Source organism: Achromobacter sp. EG18 (assembly GCF_059759395.1).
Genome location: NZ_CM186213.1, coordinates 4,448,322 through 4,465,890, shown reverse-complemented (window position 1 = coordinate 4,465,890; position 17,569 = coordinate 4,448,322). Strand labels below are relative to the sequence as shown.

Below are 17,569 nucleotides of genomic sequence, written 5' to 3'. Positions count from 1 at the left end.
GCGGCCCCTTGTGTCCAAGGAGCCGCGTCGGGCGATCCGGAGCGGGCGGGATCAGTAGCCCACGGTAAAGCGACGGCGCGAGTGCTTGGGGGTCTCGATCTCGTCGGCCAGAGCAATGGCGTAGTCTTCCATCGAGATCCAGCTCTTGCCGCCGGCATCGACCAGCAGGCTGTCGTCGCCGAGGCGGAAGGCACCGGTGCGTTCGCCCGGCTCGAACAGCGCCGACGGCGACAGGAAGGTCCAGTTCAGCACCTTTTCCTGACGCAACACGTCCAGGAATACTACGCCGGCGCGCGCCTCGGGCTTGTAGGCATCGGGGAATTCCGGCGTGTCGATCAGCATCTTGCCGGGGGCCACTTCCAGGCTGCCGGCACCGCCGACCACCAGCAGGCGCGGCACGCCGGCGTCCTTGACGGCGGCCAGCAGCGGCTTGGCGTCGGCCGACACGAAGCGCGAGGCGCTGACCACGGCGTCATGGCCCTTGAGCAGCGGCGTCAGCGCCTGCGGATCGGTGGCATCGCCCTGTTCGATGGTCAGGCCAGGCTGGGCGTTGACGTCACCCAGGTTACGGGCGATGCCCGTGACCTGGTGGCCGCGCTTGAGCAGCTCGTCCGCCACGCGCGAGCCGACACGGCCCGTGATTCCGATCAATGCGATTTTCATGGTCTTGCTCCTGAAAGGTGGGCCCCGGACGGTGGCCACGACGTGCGGCGCTGTGCGGTCCGGAGCGCAGGCAAACCCATACTATTCGGCCGGATCGGATCCAGGAACCCACGGGCGTGGAAGAGTTTTTTGCAATCCATGCACCAATGGGCCCGGGTCACCGCCATCAGGCCGCCGCGCGCTGCGCCTGGTAGACCTGCAAATGCGCGTAGGCCGTGCGCAGCGTGGTGGCATCCACCCCCAGCGTGCGCGCGCGCCGCACCATGTCGCCGACGATGTGATCGGCTTCGACCGGCAGCCCCTGGCGCAGGTCGCGGAACATCGAGGCGGTCATGGCCTGGGACGGGTCGGTCAGGATCTTGAGCGCATTGGCGTCGGCCTCGGGCCGCACCGCGTGGCCGCTGGCGGCGGCGACCGCCTGCGATTCGCGCAGCAGGCCGCGCACGATGTCGGCGCCGTCGTCGGTGGCGGCGATCTGGCCGACCGTGCCGCGCATCAGGCAGGTGGCGGCGGCCAGCGTCGTCAGGAACACGTATTTTTCCCAGATGTCCTGGTAGATGTCTTCGCTCAGGCGGCTGACGTATTCGCCGCCGGCCAGGGCCTCGGCCAGCGCCTCGCAGCGGGCGCTGCGGGCCGGGCCGGCGCGCTCACCGAAGACGATGCTGGCGTGCTTGCCCAGATGGATCACCTGGCCTTCGGGGCCGAGCGTGGCGTTGATCTGGCACAGGCCGCCCAGCACGCGGTGCGGCTCGAATTCGCGGTCCAGCACGTCGTACTGCAGCACGCCGTTCATGATGGGCAGCACCGCGGTGTCGGGACCCACGGCGGGGCGGATGGCGTCGATGGCGCTTTGCAGGTCATAGGCCTTGCAGCTGAGCACCACCACGTCGTAGAAGCCCTTCAGCGTGTCGGCGGTGGCCAGTTGCGGTTGCAGCGTGGCGTCGCCGAACGGGCTTTCGATGCGCAGCCCCTGCTCGCGCAGGCGCGCGGCGCGGGCCTCGCGCACCAGGAAGGTCACGTCCGCGCCCGCCTGGGCGGCGCGGCCGCCGAAATAGCCGCCGGTACCGCCGGCGCCCAAGAACAACAATTTCATGCCTGTCTCCCTGGCCCGTCAAAGGCGCGGGCCGATGGAGCCATTATGCGCCCGTGGCGGCGCCGGGCGCGGGCCGTAACCGCGCGGGCGCCCATGGCCCGGACAGACGCCGCCGCGGCACGTCGTCAGGCCGGATGCGCGTGCCGCGCCCAGGCCTCGTAGCCGCCGCGCAGGGCCCAGGTGTTGGGATAGCCGGCGGCGCGCAGGCGCGCGGCCAGCATCGCGGCCGAGACCTCGTTGGGGCAAGCGCAATAGACCACGATGTCGGCCTCCTCGCTGCCCGCTTCCAGGGCCGGCAGCGGCGCGCGCAGGTCGACGGCGATGGCGCCGGGAATGCGGTCTTCCTCGCGCACCGCCTCGGGGCGCACGTCGAACACCAGCGCCTGGCGGCCGTCCTGGCGCCACTGCATCAGCTCGTCCACCGACAGCCGCGGAATCACGCGCAGGTTGCGCTTGAGGATCCAGCGCCGCAGGGCGCGCGCAATGATGTACAGCGCCAGCACCGCGGCCAGCAGGGCCAGGCCCATCGGCCCGTAGGTGCCCAGCACGTCCAGCACGTCGTTGACCACGCTGTGGAACAGCCCGCCCAGCAGCAGCGCCGAACCGGCCCAGATCATGGCACCCACCAGGTCATACGCCAGGAAGCGGCGGTACGGCGTGCCGGTCAGGCCGGCCATCACGGTGGACAGGGCGCCGGCGCCGGGCAGGAACTTGCACACCAGCAGGGCGCGCACGCCGATGCGCAGATACAGCCGCTGGGTCTGGCGGATGCAGGAATCCTGCGATAGCGACATCTTGCAGATCACGCCCAGCAGGCGCGAGCCGTAGCGCTGGCCGGCCGCGTACCAGAGCGAGTCGGCCAGAAGACAGGCGACGGTGGCCGCCAGCCACGGCACCAGCCAGCCGGCCGCGCCGGCCAGGGCGCCGGCGGCGATCAGCATGGGATAGGCGGGCACGGGCAGGCCCGCCTGCTCGACCAGCACGTTGGCGAAGACGAGCCAGCCGCCGTACTGCTCGAGCAGCAATTGAATGTCTTGCATGATGGATTCCGGCTTGCCGCGCACGGACGCGGCGCTATGCAGGGAATTTTAGGCCCGCGGCCGCGCCGATGGCCGCATGGCGATAGGCTTCCAGGGCCTTTCGGGCCCTTTTCAGCCGCAACAGGCTGTTCCACGCCGAAAAGTGTCCACGCACCGCGACGGTGCGCACCATCCTGGTGCCACGTTTCCCCGCCGGGGTGCCTATAATTCCGCCCGGCCATCAGGATTCCCCCGACTTGTCGCGGGATTGCCCCATGGCATACAACTTGCTTCGCCAGGACTGGCCGCGAACCCGCCCATTCGGATGGGGCGCGCCGCCCCGGCGCTCCCCCCATCCGATGACCGATCCCACGCCTTCGACCCCGCCCGCCCACGCGTGCCGCACCGCGACGTCCGGACATCGCCGCCATCCCTCCCATTTCCTATCCCTCTTCGCGAAGGAGACTTGCGCATGAAATCCCTTTCCCTCCCGGCCGCCGGCGGCATCGCCCGCCGTGGCCTGCTGAAGCTGGCCGCGGCGGCCGCCGGCGCGCTGCTGCTGTCGGCCGGCGCCCAGGCCCAGGCGCCCGCCAAGACCAAGGTTGCCGCCATCTACACGGTGCCGGTGGAACAGCAATGGGTGTCGCGCATCCACAAGGCGCTGATCGCCGCGCGCGACCGGGGTGAAATCGAATACACGTTCTCGGAAAACGTCACCAACGCCGACTACGAGCGCGTCATGCGCCAGTACGCCGAGCAGGGCAACAAGCTGGTGGTGGGCGAGGCCTTCGCGGTCGAGGCCGCCGCCCGCAAGGTTGCCAAGGACTACCCGCAGACCGCCTTCCTGATGGGTTCCTCGGGCAAGCCGCAGCAGCCCAACTTCTCGGTGTTCGACAACTACATCCAGGAACCGGCCTACCTGACCGGCATGATCGCCGCCGGCATGAGCAAGACCGGCAAGATCGGCCTGGTGGGCGGCTACCCCATCCCCGAAGTGAACCGCCTGATGCAGGCCTTCATCGAGGGCGCCAAGGAAATCAACCCCAAGACCGAATTCACCGTGACCTTCATCGGTTCGTGGTTCGATCCCCCGAAGGCCAAGGAAGCCGCCTTCGCCATGATCGACAAGGGCGCGGACGTGCTGTACGCCGAGCGCTTCGGCGTGTCGGACGCCGCCAAGGAACGCGGCAAGCTGGCCATCGGCAACGTCATCGACACCCAGCCTCAATACCCCGAGACCGTGGTGGCCTCGGCGCTGTGGAGCATGGAGCCGACCATTGACGAGGCGCTCAAGCAGGTCAAGGCTGGCACCTTCAAGGCCGCCGACTTCGGCCAGTACTCGCTGATGAAATACAAGGGTTCGTCGCTGGCGCCGCTGGGCACCTTCGAAAGCAAGATCCCCGCTGACCTGATCGCCAAGGTGCAGGCCAGGCAGAAGGCCATCCTGGACGGCAGCTTCAGCGTGCAGGTCAACGACAAAGAACCCAAGTCGTCGGCACGATGAATCAAGCGCCTCTCGCCCTGCGGCTGGCAGGGATCACCAAACGCTTCGGCAGCCTGACGGCCAATGACGATGTCTCGCTGACGCTGGCGCAAGGCGAAGTGCTGGCCCTGCTGGGCGAGAACGGCGCCGGCAAATCGACCCTGGTGTCGATCCTGTTCGGCCATTACGTGGCCGACGCCGGCAGCATCGAAGTCTTCGGCCAACCCTTGCCGCCGGGCCGGCCCGACGCCGCGCTGGCGGCGGGGGTCGGCATGGTGCACCAGCACTTCACGCTGGCCGACAACCTGACCGTGCTGGACAACATCATGGTCGGCACCGAATCGCTGTGGAAGCTGGCCTCGGGCCGCGGCCCGGCGCGCCGCCGCCTGGTGGAACTGGGCCAGCGCTTCGGCCTGGGGGTGGATCCGGACGCGCGCGTCGGCAGCCTGTCGGTCGGCGAGAAGCAGCGCGTCGAGATCCTCAAGGCGCTGTACCGCGGCGCCAAGGTGCTGATCCTGGACGAGCCCACCGCCGTCCTCACGCCGCAGGAAGTGCAGGACCTGTTCGCCACGCTGCGCGGCTTCGTCGACGAGGGCCTGGCCGTCATCTTCATTTCGCACAAGCTGGACGAGGTCATGGCCGTGTCGCGCCGCGTCGCGGTGCTGCGCCAGGGCAAGCTGGTGGCCGAGCGCGACACCGCCGCCACCACGCCGGCCGAACTGGCCGAGCTGATGGTGGGCCGCAAGGTCGCCATGCCGCACGCCGAAGCCATGGCGGCGGCCGGCCAGGCCGCGCCGGTGGTGACGCTGTCGCAGGTCACCGTGCGCGACCCGCGCGGCGGCGCGCCGCGCCTGGACAGCCTGGACCTGGTGGTGCACAAGCATGAGATCGTGGCCATCGCCGGCGTCGCCGGCAACGGCCAGCAGGCGCTGGTGTCGGTGCTGACCGGCCTGCGCCAGCCCGCCGACGGCACCATCCGCCTGGGTCCGGAGCACGCGGCCGCCCCCACCACGCCGGCCGGCTGGACCGCCGCCCACGTGGGCCGCATCCCCGAGGACCGCCACGGCGAAGGCATGATCGGCGACAGCCCGCTGTGGGAAAACGCCATTGTCGAAGACCTGAAGGACCCGCGCTTCTCGCGCTTCGGGCTGATCCGCGCCAAGGCCGGCCGCGCCTATGCGGCGGCGCTGGCCAGGCAGTTCGACGTGCGCGCCGCTTCGCTCGACGTGCGCACCCGCAGCCTGTCGGGCGGCAACATGCAGAAGCTGATCCTGGGCCGCACCCTGGCGCGCGAACCGCGCTTCATCGTCGCCGACCAGCCCACCTGGGGCCTGGACATCGGCGCGGTGGCCTACGTGCGCGAACAGCTGCTGGCCGCGCGCCGGCGCGGCGCCGGCATCCTGCTGGTGTCGGAGGACCTGGAAGAGATCTTCGCGCTGGCCGACCGCATCGCGGTGCTGTGCGGCGGCAAGCTGGTCGCCGACAAGCCGGTCGCGCAATGGACGCCCGCCACCGTCGGGCTGGCCATGACGGGCACGCGCGCCTGACGCCGTGCCCCCTCTACTGAGCATTTCTCGAATGAAACTGATCCTGGAACGCCGCCCCGAGCCCAGCCGCGCCGCGCTGGCCCTGGCCCCGATCGCGGCCATCCTCTTTACGCTGGCGGTCTGCACGCTGCTGGTGGCCTGGGCCGGCGCGCCGGTGGGCCGCACCTACGCGCTGCTGTTCGAAGGCGCGTTCGGCTCCAAGTTCGCGCTGTCCGAAACCCTCACGCGCGCCACGCCGCTGATGCTGACCGGCCTGGCCTGCGCCGTGGCCTTTCGCGCGCGCTTCTACAACATCGGCGCCGAAGGCCAGCTGTACCTGGGCGCGCTGGCCGCCGTGGCGGTGGGCGGCCTGCACGACGGCACCGGCTTCGACCTGCCCCTGCCGGCGCTGTTCGGCGGCATGATGCTGGCGGCGGCGCTGGCCGGCGCCTTGCTGCTGCTGATCCCGGCGCTGCTCAAGACACGCCTGGGCGTGGACGAAGTGGTGACCACGCTGCTGGGCAACTTCATCGTGCTGCTGTTCGTCTCGATGATGCTGGACGGTCCCATGAAGGACCCGATGGCGATGGGCTGGCCGCAATCGGTGGCGCTCAACCCCGACCTGGAGCTGGGCAAGCTGATCGAGCGCACCCGCGCCCACACCGGGCTGCTGTGGGCCGCCGGCCTGGCGCTGGGCCTGTGGCTGCTGAACCGCTACACCGTGTTCGGCTTCCAGATGCGCGCGGTCGGCGCCAACGCGCACGCCTCGCGCTTCCTGGGCCTGCCGGTCAATCGCGTGATGCTGGGCACGGCCATGCTGTCGGGCGCGCTGGCCGGACTGGCCGGCGCCATCGAGGTGGCCGGCCGCACCGGCTACGTCACGCTCGACATGTCGCCGGGCTACGGCTACACCGGCGTGGTGGTGGCCATGCTGGCCGGCCTGCATCCGCTGGGCGTGATCCTGGCCAGCATTTTCGTGGCCGGCATGCTGGTGGGCGCGGACAGCATGAGCCGCGCCATCGCGGTGCCGAACTACATCGCCGACGTCATCGTCGCCACGTCGTTGCTCGCCATGCTGGTCGCGACGCTGTTCGCGCAGTACCGCCTGCGCCGCAACCGGGCTTGAGGAGCACGCCATGGAATGGATGGACCTGTTGAGTTCCGCGGCCTTCTGGGTCGCGGTGTTGCGGCTGGCGACGCCGCTGATCCTGGGCACGCTGGGCGTGCTGCTGTGCGAGCGCGCCGGCGTGCTGAACCTGGGCATCGAAGGCATCATGGCCGCCGGCGCCTTCACCGGCTGGCTGGTGGTGTACCTGGGCGCGCCGCTGTACGTGGGCGTGCTGGCGGCCGCGCTGGCGGGCGCCGTGTTCGGCCTGCTGCACGCGGTGCTGACGGTGCCGCTGGGCCTGTCGCAGCACGTCTCGGGGCTGGGCGTGACACTGCTGGCCACCAGCCTGAGCTACTTCGCCTACCGCGTCACCTTCCCCAGCGTGAACACGCCGCCGACGATCACGCCGTTCGCCGAGATGAGGTTCCTGGACGGCATTCCGCTGATCGGCCCGGTGCTGGCCGGGCAGACGCCGATGACGCTGCTGGCGCTGGCCGCGGTGCCGATCCTGGCGTGGGTGCTGAACCGCACCCCGGTCGGCCTGGCGATCCGCATGGTGGGCGAGAACCCCGCCGCCGCCGAGGGCCAGGGCCTGTCGGTGACCAGGCTGCGCATGGGCGCCATCGTCGCCGGCTCGGCGCTGATGGGCGTGGCCGGCAGCTTCCTGACGCTGGCGGCCTTCAACGCCTTCTTCTTCAACATGGTCAACGGCCGCGGCTGGGTCTGCGTGGCGCTGGTGGTGTTCGCCTCGTGGCGGCCCGGCAAGGCGCTGCTGGGCGCGTTGATCTTCGCTTTCTTCGACGCGCTGCAACTGCGGCTGCAGCAGGGCGGGGCGGCGCTGCCGGGCCTGCCCGAGCTGCCCTATCAGGTCTACCTGATGCTGCCCTATATTCTGTCCATCCTGGCCCTGGTGGTGATGGCGCGCCGCGCCGCCTACCCGCAGGCCCTGATGAAGCCCTACCGCAAGGGCGAACGGTAATCCACAAGGCTTGACTATGCTCGATCTGATCCTCAAGAACTGCACGCTGCCGGACGGCCGCCAGCACATCGACATCGGCGTGGCCCAGGGCCGCATCGTCGCGCTCGAACCGGCGCTGAAGGCCGAGGCCGCGCAGACCATCGACGCCGCCGGCCAGCTGGTGACTTCGCCGTTCGTCGACGCCCACTTCCACATGGACTCGACCCTGTCGTTCGGCCTGCCGCGCGTGAACCAGTCGGGCACGTTGCTCGAAGGCATCGCGCTGTGGGGCGAACTCAAGCCGCTGCTGACGCAGGAAGCGCTGGTCGAGCGCGCGCTGGCCTATTGCGACTGGGCGGTGGCGCGCGGCCTGCTGGCGATCCGCTCGCACGTCGACGTTTGCGATCCACGCCTGCTGGCGGTGGAAGCGCTGCTGCACGTGCGCGAGAAGGTCAAGCCGTACCTGGACCTGCAACTGGTCGCCTTCCCGCAGGACGGCGTGCTGCGCGCGTCGGGCGCGCTCGACAACCTGAAACGCGCGCTGGACATGGGCGTGGACGTGGTCGGCGGCATTCCGCACTTCGAGCGCACCATGCAGGACGGCGCCGAATCGGTGCGCATCCTGTGCGAACTGGCCGCCGAACGCGGCCTGCGCGTGGACATGCACTGCGACGAAAGCGACGACCCGCTGTCGCGCCACATCGAGACGCTGGCCTATCACACGCAGCGCCTGGGCTTGCAGGGCCGCGTCACGGGCTCGCACCTGACCTCGATGCACTCGATGGACAACTACTACGTGTCCAAGCTGATCCCGCTGATGCGCGAGGCCGGCGTGTCGGCCATCGCCAACCCGCTCATCAACATCACGCTGCAAGGCCGCCACGACACCTACCCGAAGCGCCGCGGCATGACGCGCGTGCCCGAGCTGCTGGCCGCCGGCGTGCCGGTGGCGTTCGGCCACGACTGCGTGATGGACCCCTGGTACAGCCTGGGTTCGGGCGACATGCTGGAAGTGGCGCACATGGGCCTGCACGTGGCGCAGATGACCGGCCAGGACGCCATGCGCGCCTGTTTCCAGGCCGTCACGGCCACGCCGGCGAAGATCCTGGGCCTGGACGAGACCGGGCTGGAAGTGGGCAAGCGCGCCGACCTGGTGCTGCTGCAGGCGCGCGACCCGGTCGAAGCGCTGCGCCTGCGCGCCACGCGCCTGATGGTGTTGCGCGCCGGGGAGGTGGTGGCGACGACGCCGCCGGCCACCGCCACGCTCAACCTGCCCGACCGTCCGGGTCAGGTCAGCTTCCAGACGCCGGCCCGCTGACTCGCCCGGCGGGATCAGGCTTCCGACATCGGCCCGCCGACGTAACCCGGCCGCCTGGCGGCCGTGACGATGATCTCCACCAGCAGGTCGGGCGAGGCCAGCTTGGCCTCGCAGGTCGCGCGCGTCGGCAGCGCATTGGCCGGCGCCCACTCGGCCCACACCGCGTTCATACCGGCGAAGTCGCGTTCGATGTCCTTGAGCCAGATCTGCACCGACAGCAGGCGCGTCTTGTCGGTGTCGGCCCGCTTCAGGTAGCCGTCGATCTTGGCCAGCACGTCGCGCGTCTGCGCGGTGATGCCGCCTTCGGCAGACGAGGTCACGCCCGCCACGTACACGGTGTCACCGTGGATCACGATGCGGCTCAGGCGTTCGTTGGAATCCTTGCGCACGATATCAGTCATGGGTGCTGCTCCTTGGGGGTGGATGCCGGCGCGCCCGTGGCGCCGGTGAAACGGTCGATGGCGAACGGCGCGATCGGCAGGTCGGTCGCGCCGGTGGTGATCAGATCGGCCATGATACGGCCGACGATCGGGCCCAGCTCGAAGCCGTGGGCCGAGAAGCCGAAGGCGTGGAAGGCGCTGTCATGGCGCCGGCTGCGGCCGATCACCGGAATCTCGTCGGGCATGGCGGCCTCGATGCCGGCCCAGCCGCGGTTCACGATGGCGTGCCGCATATGCGGAAACAGGTCGCACACCGTGCGCGCGCCCTCGGCTAGCGAACGGAAATCCAGCTCGGTCCATTCCGCGTCGCGGTCGACCCAGGCGCGGCGGCCGCCACCGATCAGCACCGTGCCGTTGGCGCGCTGCTTGAACGACAGCGGCCGGCCGGTGCCCAGCACCACCGCGTCCAGGAAATGATCCATGCGCAGCGTCACCAGCATCATCGGGCTGATGGCGGTCAGCGGCACCGGCTCGCCCCATTCGGCGGCGATGCGGTCGGCCCAGGCGCCGGCGCAGTTGAGCACCTGCGGCGCGGTGTAGGTGCCGGCGTCGGTCTCGATCCGCCACTGGCCATTTTCATGCGCGGTGCGCAGGACCCGCACGCCTTCCAGGAAGCGCGCGCCCAGGCTGGCGGCCTTGCGGCGGAACGCCAGCGTGGTGCGGTAGGGGTCGGCGGCCGCGTCGTCGCGCGCGATCAGGCCGCCGCGCACCGTGGGCGCCAGCGCGGGAATCATCGCCAGCAATTCGTCACGATCGATCCATTGCTCGTGCGTGTAGCCATGCTGTTGCATGGTAGCCAGGCGCGCGCGCAGCGCCGCCACGTCGGCCTCGTTCTCGGCCACGCGCACCTGCCCGTGCTGCTCGAAACCGCAATCGTCATCGACCAGCTCGCCAATGCGATACCAGAGCTCGCGCGAGGCCAGCGCCAGCGGCACCTCGGCCAAGTGCCGCGCCAGGGTGCGCACGCCGCCGGCGTTCACGCCCGAGGCATGGCGGCCGACGTAGTTCTTCTCGATCACCAGCGCCGGCACGCCGGCGCGCGCCAGGTGCAGCGCCGCCGAACTGCCGTGCAGGCCGCCGCCGATGATGATGACGGCGGCCGAGCGCGAAGCGTCCGTCATGGCGGGCTCCTATTTCTTCAGCCGCACCACCGCCTGGCGCGACTCGTCGGTCTGCGGCAGCGACGCCAGCTCGCCCAGCGTCAGCGGCTTGGTCGGAAAGCGCAGGCGGTAGTAGCCCACTTCCGGCACCGGCACGCCGCGTTCCTCGGCGATGATCTCCGACACCGTCAGGCCGCAGAAGCGTCCCTGGCACGGCCCCATGCCGCAGCGCAGGAAGGCCTTCATCTGGTTCGGGCCGCTGCAACCGAGCTTGACGGTGTCGCGCACCTGCGCCGCCGTCACTTCCTCGCAACGGCAGACGATGGTGTCGCCGGTGGGGCGGCGGAAGGTCTCGGGCGCCTTGTACAGGGCATCGAAGAACTCGCGTCCGCGCACCGACCGCGCCAGCGCGGCACGCGGCGCGGCGGCCTCGCTGTCGCGCCGCGCCGCATCGATCCGGCCCAGCAGGTGCGCGGCCTGCAACGCCGCCAGCCGGCCGCGCTGTTCAGCCGCCAGCGCGCCGGCGATGCCGGCGCCATCGCCCGCCATGCCGACGCCATCGACCGAGGTCAGGCCCCAGTCATCGACGTCCGGTTCCCAGCAATCGAGCGCCGCGTTCCAGCGATGCTCGGCGCCGATGGCGCGCGACAGGTTGACGTTGGGCACCACGCCCTGGTGCAGCATCAACTGCTGCGCCGGCAAGGTCTTGGTGACGCCGCCGGCGGTGTAGCGCACGCTTTCCAGCTTGTCCTGCCCCAGCGCTTCCAGCGCCGTCACGCCCTTGATGATGGGTACCGCCGCCTTGACCGCGCGCAGCAGCGACAGCCCCTTGCCCAGATACGGCGAACGCAGGAAGTCCCACACCTTGGGCAGGGCCTGGCGCAGACGGCCGGGCGGCGTGGTTTCGAGCAGCGCGTCGATCTTGACGCCGGCGTTCAGGTACTGCCACGCCACCAGGTACAGCAGCGGGCCGCAGCCGGCCAGCACCGTGCGGTCGGCCGGCACCATGCCCGCCGACTTCAGCAGGATCTGCGCCGCGCCGGCGGTGATGACGCCGGGCAAGGTCCAGCCGGGAATCGGGAACGGCCGCTCCTGCGCGCCGGTAGCCAGCAGCAGGCGCCGCGCATGCAGGATGCGCGCTTCGCCGGCCACCGAGTACGCCACCTCGAAGCCGCGTTCCGGCTCGGGCGCGGTGCGCTCGGCCACCGCCCACACGGTCGCGCCCGGCTCATAGCGCGCGCCCGACTGCCTGAATGGCTCGACCAGTGAAGCGCCATGCCAGTAGTCCGGCCCCAGCACGGCGCGGTCGGTGACCGGCGTGGTGGTGATGGCGCGGTAGATCTGTCCGCCCGGCGCGGGTTGCTCATCCAGCAGCACCGTATCCACCCCCAGCCGGGCGGCGGTGGTGGCGGCGGCCAACCCGGCGGGGCCCGCGCCCACCACCAGCAAATCGCATTGCGTCGTCTCGATCATGCCTGCACCTTGCGCGCGCCAAGCTGGCGCTCGATCTTCATGCCGTCACGCACGGCCGTCATGCAGCCCTGCTGGTTGGCCTGGCCGTCGATCGTGACCAGGCAGTCGTAGCACACGCCCATCATGCAATAGGGGCCGCGCGGCACCTCGCCCACCGCGGTGTCGCGACAGGCCTGCATGCCGCCGGCGAACAATGCCGCGGCCACGCTTTCGCCGGCGCGGCACTGCAGTTCTGCGCCGTTCACCGTCACCCGCACCGGCGCGCCCTGCGCCTGGCGCTGCGCCTCGTCAAGCCTCTTGAACATGGAACCTCCGGGTCGAGAAGGGCGCCATGTCGTCGGCCAGCTGGCCGGCGGCGATCATGGGCGCCAGTTTGAGCGCGTGCGCGGCCGCCAGGGTGACGCCGCTGTGACAGGTGGCGACGAAGGCGCCGGGGCACGTCTCGGATTGTTGATAGATGGGGAAACCGTCCTTGGACATCACGCGCAGCGCGGCCCAGCTGCGCACCACGCGCACCTCGCGCAAGGCGGGCAGCGTGCGCACGGCGCGGTCGGCCAGCGTGCCCAGGATCGGCAAGCCCACCTGGTTGTCCACATAGCCGGCCTCTTCCTGCGAATCGCCGATCAGCCAGGTGCCTTCGTCGGTCTGGCGCAGCGTCGATAGCGGCGTTTCCAGCAGGCGGCGGGTGCGCTCCAGCACCACGATCTGGCCGCGCTGCGGCCGCACCGGCACCGCCAGGCCGACCTGTTCGCCCAGCGCCTTGTTCGACAGGCCGCTGGCCAGCACCAGCTTGCGCGCCCGCACCGTGCCGGTGGGCGTGGTCACCTCGAACACGCCGTCGCGCTGGCGGACCTGCTGCGCCGGGCAGCGCGGCAGGTAATCCACAGCCCGCTGTGCAAAACTCATGTGCAGCGCCCGTAGCAGCTTGAGCGGATTGGCGATGCCGTCCACCGGCGTCCAGGTGGCGCCGCGCACCTCCGGGCCGATGCCGGGCACCATGTCGGCAAGCTCGTGGCGGTCCAGCATTTTCCAGTCGTACTGCGCCATGCCGGGCTGCGCCAGCAGCGTGCGCATGAAGGTGGCGCGCGCTTCCATCTCTTCGTCGCTCAACAGCGCGTGCAGGCCGCCGCGCTGTTCCAGGTGCACGTCCACGCCGGTCTGCTCCCGCAGCTCGGCCGCCAACTGCGGCCAGGCGCCGGCCGAGGTCATGGTCCACACGCCGTAGCGCGGCAGGCCCATGCCCTTGCTCTGCACCCAGACCAGGCCGAAGTTGCCGCGCGAGGCGCGGTAGGCCACGTCGCCTTCGTCCAATACCGCGACGTGGTCGAGTTCGCGCCGCAGCCCGTAGGCCACGGCCGAGCCGACCAGGCCGCCGCCGATCACCACGGCGTCGTAGACCCCGCGATGCGCCGGCGCGCGCGGCGCCTGTTGTATTTCGTCCGTCATTAGCGTCCCTTTCCGACAAACAGCTTTTCCAGGCCGACCAGGCGGTCCAGGATGAAGATGGCGATGATGGTCACATAGATCAGCACGGCCGACACCGCCGTCACCAGCGGGTCGATGGTGTCTTCGATGTGCAGGAAGATGCGCACCGGCAGCGTGGTGGTGGAGGGCGAGGCGATGAAGATCGACATGGTCAGCTCGTCGAAGCTGGTGATGAAGGCGATCACCCAGCCGCTGACCACGCCCGGCAGCAACAGCGGCAGCACCACGCGCCGGAACGCCGTCCAGTGGGAGGCGCCCAGCGACTGCGCCGCGCGTTCCAGCGCCGGATCGATGCCGGTGGCCGAGGCCAGCACCAGCCGCAGCGCATAGGGCATCACCAGGATCACATGCGCCACCACCAGTCCCACGTAGGTGCCGGCCAGGTCCACCGTGGTGAAGAACTTCAGGAAGGCCAGCCCCAGCACCACGTGCGGAATCATCAGCGGCGACAGGAAGAACGCCACCAGCGCCTCGCGGCCGCGGAAGCGGTTGCGCGCCAGCGCCAGCGCGCTGGGCACCGCCAGCGCGATCGCCAGCGTCGCCGACAGCGTGCCCAGCCCCAGGCTGAACCAGAACGCCTCGATGAAGCGCGGGTTGTCCAGGATGGCGCGGAACCAGCGCAGCGACAGCCCCCCGCTGGGCAGCGAGATGAAGCCCTCCGAGGTGAACGCCACCGCGCACACCATCACGATCGGCGCCAGGATGAACAGGATGAAGAGGGTGTGGAACAGCAGGCCGATGGGGCCGTTGCGAAAGTTCATGTCAGGCCCCCGACGGATTGAAGACCGCGCCATAGCGGCGCTCGATCAGCCGGTTGGCCGACAGCAGCACCACCACGGTCGCCACCAGCAGCACCACCGCCAGCGCCGCGCCCAGCGGCCAGTTGAGCGTGTTGAGGAACTCGTCGTAGGCGGCGGTGGCCACGTTCTTCAGGCGCCGGCCGCCGATGATGGCCGGCGTGGCGAAGGAACTGGCGGCCATCGCGAACACCATGATCGAACCCGACAGGATGCCCGGCATGACCTGCGGCACGATCACGCGACGGATCACGGTGAACTGGCTGGCGCCCAGCGACAGCGCGGCGGCCTCGGTCGACGGATTGATCCGCTGCAACGACGCCCACACCGCGATCACCATGAACGGCACCAGCACATGCGTGAGCGCGATGCCCACGCCCAGGTTGCTGTACATCAGGTCGATCGGCGTGGACACCAGGCCGATGCCCATCAGCGCCTTGTTGATGAGACCGGTGGACCCGAACAGCAGCGCCCAGCCCAGCGTGCGCACCACCACCGAGATCAGCAGCGGCCCCAGCACCACCATCAGGAACAGGCCCTTCCACGGATTGGCCATGCGCGACAGCACGTAGGCCTCGGCCGTGCCGAGCACGAGGCATGCCAGCGTCACCAGCGCCGCCACGCCGAAGGTGCGGGCGTAGATCTCGTAGTAATAGCCGTCGCTGAAAATCTCGATGTAGTTCTTCCAGGTGAAGGTGGCCTGCATGCCGCCGTAGAACTGGAAGTCGAAGAAGCTGATCAGCAGCACCAGCGCCATCGGCACCACCAGGAAGGTGGCGTACACCGCCAGCGCCGGCGCGCTCAGCAGCCAGGGGTTGGCGCGCGCGCTCATTTTGCCGGCTCCTGGCCGGCCACCGCGCACATGTCCTGCGCGCGCCAGCGCAGGTGCACGGTCTCGCCCTCGGCGGGCACCGGCACGCCATCGTTCTGGCGGATCACCATGACTTCGCCCACCGAGGTCTCGACCTGGCACAGCCAGTGGTTGCCCTGGAACACGCGCGTCTTCATGCGGCCGGGCAGGGCACAGGCGCCGGCCTCGGCGAACAGGATTTTTTCCGGCCGCACGATCACCGCACCCTGCGGCACGGGCTGCCCGTCCATGGCGATGTGGGCCTCGCCGATGCGCGCCCGCACCTCGCCGTCATAAGACTGCGGCGAGGGCGTGAATACATTGGCCTTGCCCAGGAAGCCGCCGACGAAGCGGTTCGACGGCCCTTCATACGCGGCGAACGGCTCGGCCACCTGCTCGACCCGGCCCTGGTTCATCACCACGATGCGGTCGGACAGCGCCAGCGCTTCGGACTGGTCGTGCGTCACCAGGATGGTGGTGGTGCCGACGGTGCGCTGGATGCTGCGTAGTTCCAGCTGCATTTCCTCGCGCAGCTTGGCGTCCAGGTTAGACAGCGGCTCGTCCAGCAGCAGCACGCTGGGGCGGATCACCAGCGCCCGCGCCAGCGCCACGCGCTGCTGCTGGCCGCCCGACATGCGCGCCGGGTAGCGGTCGGCCAGATGCGACAGGCCCACCAGCTTGAGCGCCTCGGCCACCCGCGCCTGCCGCTCGTCCTTGCCGACCCGCTGCATCTCCAGGCCGAACGACACGTTCTCGGCCGCGGTCATGTGCGGGAACAGCGCGTAGTTCTGGAACACCATGCCCAGCCCGCGCTTGTTCGCGGGCGTCCTGCTGACGTCCTTGCCGTCCAGCACGATGCTGCCGCCGCTGGGCTCGACGAACCCGGCGATCATCTGCAGCGTGGTGGTCTTGCCGCAACCCGACGGCCCCAGCAGCGATATGAATTCGCCGCGTTCGACCGACAGGCTCAGGTCCTCGACCGCCGTCAGGTCGCCGTAGCGCTTGGACAGGCGGTTCAATACGAGATAACTCATGGATGCTCCCGCTGGCGGCGCGCCCGCGCCGCCGTTGCGTGCTGGTGTACGAAACCTCAGCGCTCGATTTCACGCGTCCAGCGCTTGTTCCAGTCGTCCCGGTTCTGGTTGACGGTGTCCCAGTCGATCACGATCAGGTCGGTGGCGCGCTTGCCGATCGGCAGCGGCACGCGCGGATCGTCGGCCACCTTGGCCTGCTTGTTGACGGGGCCGTAGCCGTAGGCGCTGGCCAGCTGCTCCTGCACCTTGGGACTGACCAGGTAATTGACAAAGGCCTGCGCCAGCGGATTGGCATTGGGCTTGGCCACCGGGCACACCGACGACAGCAGCGCGTAGGCGCCTTCCTGCGGATAGACGAAGCCCACCGGGAAGCCGGTGTCGGCGAAGGCCTTGACGCGGCCGCTGCCCCACACGGCGATGGTGGCCTGGCCGCTGGAGAACAGCTCGGTCATCTTGCCCGGCGACGGTTCGTACACCAGCACGTTGGGGCCGACCTCGTCCTTGAAGGTCTTGAAGCCGGCGTCGATCTTCTTCTCGCCGCCGCCGCCCTCGCGGGCGTATTCCACCAGCGTGTGCAGGCCGTAGGTGTTGTTCAGCGGCGGCACCACCAGCTGCTTCTTGTACTTGGGATCCTTCAGGTCCTTCCACGAGGTGGGCGCGGCCCACTTGCGCTCGTCGAAGACCTTCTTGTTGTACATGATGCCGGTGGCGACGATGCCGATGGCCACGGCCTTGTCGTCCTTGTAGCGCGCGGTGCCGTAGATATCGTCGGCCGGCAGGCCCTGGATCGGCGCGCAGAAACCCAGCGCGATGGCTTGATACATCGGGCCGTCGTCGATGATGGCCACGTCGATCTGCTGGTTGCTTTTCTGCGCCTGCAGGCGCGCCACCGTGTTGGTGGAGTTGCCGGCCACGTAATCCAGCTCGACGCCATGCTGCTTGGCGAAGGGCGGGAAGATGTCCTTGCGCATGATGTCTTCGAACGAGCCGCCGTAGCCGGCCACCACCAATTTCTGCTGCGCCTGCGCCGTGGCGCATACGCCGACGGCCACCGTGGCCGCCGCCAGGACTGCGAGTACCTTGCCCATGAAAACCCCCGTTTATTGGAAGAGAACTGCAAGAACTGCCGGTGCTGCCTGAATCCGGGGATGGACTCGCCGCAGAAAAAAATGCGGACCCGCTTGCCCCGCGACCTCATGTCCGCCGTACAATTTGTCCGTAC

General features: G+C 69.6%; 17 protein-coding genes. 5 read left to right on the top strand and 12 right to left on the bottom strand.

The genetic code is table 11. The features are described 5' to 3' along the window. Positions 1-51: 51 nt before the first annotated feature. The 3 genes from AC6CR5_RS20500 to AC6CR5_RS20490 form a co-directional block, all read right to left on the bottom strand. Positions 52-663, bottom strand: coding sequence for an NAD(P)-dependent oxidoreductase (locus tag AC6CR5_RS20500; protein ID WP_006389483.1), 612 nt, complete (start codon positions 661-663; stop codon positions 52-54). 166 nt (positions 664-829) lie between these two features. Beyond that, on the bottom strand, positions 830-1,756 hold the full coding sequence (panE, locus tag AC6CR5_RS20495; RefSeq protein WP_110060132.1) for a 2-dehydropantoate 2-reductase: 927 nt from the start codon (positions 1,754-1,756) through the stop codon (positions 830-832). A 125-nt stretch (positions 1,757-1,881) separates the two neighbouring features. After that, on the bottom strand, positions 1,882-2,796 hold the full coding sequence (locus AC6CR5_RS20490; RefSeq protein ID WP_024067335.1) for a rhodanese-like domain-containing protein: 915 nt from the start codon (positions 2,794-2,796) through the stop codon (positions 1,882-1,884). Between the two features lie 451 nt (positions 2,797-3,247). Here AC6CR5_RS20490 and AC6CR5_RS20485 point away from each other — a divergent pair, with 451 nt between their 5' ends. Genes AC6CR5_RS20485 through AC6CR5_RS20465 form a run of 5 tightly spaced genes read left to right on the top strand, consistent with a single transcriptional unit; the run spans position 3,248 to position 9,168 of the window. Beyond that, positions 3,248-4,279: a BMP family protein gene (locus AC6CR5_RS20485; RefSeq protein WP_006389486.1), complete on the top strand. Its 1,032-nt coding sequence runs from the start codon at positions 3,248-3,250 to the stop codon at positions 4,277-4,279. After that, entirely contained in the window at positions 4,276-5,805 is a 1,530-nt protein-coding gene (locus AC6CR5_RS20480) for an ABC transporter ATP-binding protein (protein ID WP_047992380.1), read from the top strand. Before AC6CR5_RS20485 ends, AC6CR5_RS20480 begins: the two co-directional genes overlap by 4 nt. Before the next feature lie 31 nt (positions 5,806-5,836). After that, positions 5,837-6,910 (top strand): ABC transporter permease, encoded by a 1,074-nt coding sequence (locus tag AC6CR5_RS20475; protein WP_006389488.1) that lies wholly within the window; start codon positions 5,837-5,839, stop codon positions 6,908-6,910. A 10-nt stretch (positions 6,911-6,920) separates the two neighbouring features. Further along, complete coding sequence (locus AC6CR5_RS20470) at positions 6,921-7,871, top strand: ABC transporter permease (protein ID WP_054481953.1); 951 nt, start codon at positions 6,921-6,923, stop codon at positions 7,869-7,871. A gap of 16 nt (positions 7,872-7,887) precedes the next feature. Next, positions 7,888-9,168 (top strand): amidohydrolase family protein, encoded by a 1,281-nt coding sequence (locus tag AC6CR5_RS20465; protein ID WP_110060133.1) that lies wholly within the window; start codon positions 7,888-7,890, stop codon positions 9,166-9,168. Between the two features lie 14 nt (positions 9,169-9,182). On the opposite strand, the gene AC6CR5_RS20460 is transcribed toward AC6CR5_RS20465, so the two are convergent. From AC6CR5_RS20460 to AC6CR5_RS20420, 9 genes are read right to left on the bottom strand one after another with little or no spacing between them, the layout of a single operon-like run. After that, the gene (locus AC6CR5_RS20460; RefSeq protein WP_024067329.1) at positions 9,183-9,569 is read right to left on the bottom strand and encodes a RidA family protein; all 387 of its coding nucleotides are present in this window, start codon (positions 9,567-9,569) and stop codon (positions 9,183-9,185) included. Beyond that, positions 9,566-10,729, bottom strand: a complete 1,164-nt coding sequence (locus AC6CR5_RS20455) for an NAD(P)/FAD-dependent oxidoreductase (RefSeq protein ID WP_459228354.1) — start codon at positions 10,727-10,729, stop codon at positions 9,566-9,568. Before AC6CR5_RS20455 ends, AC6CR5_RS20460 begins: the two co-directional genes overlap by 4 nt. A 9-nt stretch (positions 10,730-10,738) precedes the next feature. Then, positions 10,739-12,181: an FAD/NAD(P)-dependent oxidoreductase gene (locus AC6CR5_RS20450; protein WP_498084879.1), complete on the bottom strand. Its 1,443-nt coding sequence runs from the start codon at positions 12,179-12,181 to the stop codon at positions 10,739-10,741. After that, on the bottom strand, positions 12,178-12,486 hold the full coding sequence (locus AC6CR5_RS20445; protein WP_498084878.1) for a (2Fe-2S)-binding protein: 309 nt from the start codon (positions 12,484-12,486) through the stop codon (positions 12,178-12,180). The genes AC6CR5_RS20450 and AC6CR5_RS20445 overlap by 4 nt, the downstream gene beginning before the upstream one ends. Next, a complete protein-coding gene (locus AC6CR5_RS20440) occupies positions 12,470-13,627 on the bottom strand; it encodes an NAD(P)/FAD-dependent oxidoreductase (protein ID WP_173010616.1) in 1,158 nt (385 codons plus the stop codon). Before AC6CR5_RS20440 ends, AC6CR5_RS20445 begins: the two co-directional genes overlap by 17 nt. Next, complete coding sequence (locus AC6CR5_RS20435) at positions 13,627-14,427, bottom strand: ABC transporter permease (RefSeq protein ID WP_006389497.1); 801 nt, start codon at positions 14,425-14,427, stop codon at positions 13,627-13,629. Before AC6CR5_RS20435 ends, AC6CR5_RS20440 begins: the two co-directional genes overlap by 1 nt. Position 14,428: 1 nt before the next feature. Beyond that, complete coding sequence (locus tag AC6CR5_RS20430) at positions 14,429-15,295, bottom strand: ABC transporter permease (RefSeq protein ID WP_006389498.1); 867 nt, start codon at positions 15,293-15,295, stop codon at positions 14,429-14,431. Continuing rightward, positions 15,292-16,347, bottom strand: coding sequence for an ABC transporter ATP-binding protein (locus AC6CR5_RS20425; protein ID WP_498084877.1), 1,056 nt, complete (start codon positions 16,345-16,347; stop codon positions 15,292-15,294). The genes AC6CR5_RS20430 and AC6CR5_RS20425 overlap by 4 nt, the downstream gene beginning before the upstream one ends. Positions 16,348-16,403: 56 nt before the next feature. Continuing rightward, positions 16,404-17,435 (bottom strand): ABC transporter substrate-binding protein, encoded by a 1,032-nt coding sequence (locus tag AC6CR5_RS20420; protein WP_024067325.1) that lies wholly within the window; start codon positions 17,433-17,435, stop codon positions 16,404-16,406. Positions 17,436-17,569: the final 134 nt, after the last annotated feature.

Coding starts and splice junctions, on each gene's coding strand:
- AC6CR5_RS20475 (WP_006389488.1), top strand. CDS start 5,837: ATGAAACTGATCCTGGAACGCCGCCCCGAGCCCAGCCGCGCCGCGCTG.
- AC6CR5_RS20490 (WP_024067335.1), bottom strand. CDS start 2,796: ATGCAAGACATTCAATTGCTGCTCGAGCAGTACGGCGGCTGGCTCGTC.
- AC6CR5_RS20425 (WP_498084877.1), bottom strand. CDS start 16,347: ATGAGTTATCTCGTATTGAACCGCCTGTCCAAGCGCTACGGCGACCTG.
- AC6CR5_RS20500 (WP_006389483.1), bottom strand. CDS start 663: ATGAAAATCGCATTGATCGGAATCACGGGCCGTGTCGGCTCGCGCGTG.
- AC6CR5_RS20430 (WP_006389498.1), bottom strand. CDS start 15,295: ATGAGCGCGCGCGCCAACCCCTGGCTGCTGAGCGCGCCGGCGCTGGCG.
- AC6CR5_RS20455 (WP_459228354.1), bottom strand. CDS start 10,729: ATGACGGACGCTTCGCGCTCGGCCGCCGTCATCATCATCGGCGGCGGC.
- panE (WP_110060132.1), bottom strand. CDS start 1,756: ATGAAATTGTTGTTCTTGGGCGCCGGCGGTACCGGCGGCTATTTCGGC.
- AC6CR5_RS20470 (WP_054481953.1), top strand. CDS start 6,921: ATGGAATGGATGGACCTGTTGAGTTCCGCGGCCTTCTGGGTCGCGGTG.
- AC6CR5_RS20440 (WP_173010616.1), bottom strand. CDS start 13,627: ATGACGGACGAAATACAACAGGCGCCGCGCGCGCCGGCGCATCGCGGG.
- AC6CR5_RS20435 (WP_006389497.1), bottom strand. CDS start 14,427: ATGAACTTTCGCAACGGCCCCATCGGCCTGCTGTTCCACACCCTCTTC.
- AC6CR5_RS20460 (WP_024067329.1), bottom strand. CDS start 9,569: ATGACTGATATCGTGCGCAAGGATTCCAACGAACGCCTGAGCCGCATC.
- AC6CR5_RS20445 (WP_498084878.1), bottom strand. CDS start 12,486: ATGTTCAAGAGGCTTGACGAGGCGCAGCGCCAGGCGCAGGGCGCGCCG.
- AC6CR5_RS20485 (WP_006389486.1), top strand. CDS start 3,248: ATGAAATCCCTTTCCCTCCCGGCCGCCGGCGGCATCGCCCGCCGTGGC.
- AC6CR5_RS20480 (WP_047992380.1), top strand. CDS start 4,276: ATGAATCAAGCGCCTCTCGCCCTGCGGCTGGCAGGGATCACCAAACGC.
- AC6CR5_RS20465 (WP_110060133.1), top strand. CDS start 7,888: ATGCTCGATCTGATCCTCAAGAACTGCACGCTGCCGGACGGCCGCCAG.
- AC6CR5_RS20420 (WP_024067325.1), bottom strand. CDS start 17,435: ATGGGCAAGGTACTCGCAGTCCTGGCGGCGGCCACGGTGGCCGTCGGC.
- AC6CR5_RS20450 (WP_498084879.1), bottom strand. CDS start 12,181: ATGATCGAGACGACGCAATGCGATTTGCTGGTGGTGGGCGCGGGCCCC.